The sequence below is a fragment of the Anaerococcus lactolyticus ATCC 51172 genome (assembly GCF_000156575.1).
In the GTDB taxonomy this organism is placed as follows: domain Bacteria; phylum Bacillota; class Clostridia; order Tissierellales; family Peptoniphilaceae; genus Anaerococcus; species Anaerococcus lactolyticus.
In genome coordinates this window covers 1-227 of sequence record NZ_GG666216.1, presented here as the reverse complement: position 1 = coordinate 227, position 227 = coordinate 1, and the positions used below count along the sequence as shown (strand labels likewise).

Below are 227 nucleotides of genomic sequence, written 5' to 3'. Positions count from 1 at the left end.
AAGGCCGTGCCGAGCAGATCGGCACTGCGCCGCGTCCAGTTCTGGAACGGGTTCTCGATGAACCAGGTCAACGGCACCACCATCCGCCGCTCGTCCCAGATGCGCACCACCACGTAGCTGCTGCCGATCTCCTCGATGCGTCCCCACTCACCTTCAACGATCACCACATCGTCCAGCCGGATCGGCTGCGTCACTGCGATCTGCAGGCCAGCGATCAGATTGCCGAA

The 227-nt window shown here is 63.0% G+C and carries 1 protein-coding gene; it reads right to left on the bottom strand.

Annotated features, from left to right (window positions below; translation table 11 throughout):
• On the bottom strand, positions 1-227 hold a 227-nt coding region (locus HMPREF0072_RS11785), incomplete at both ends, for a mechanosensitive ion channel domain-containing protein (RefSeq protein ID WP_004831237.1).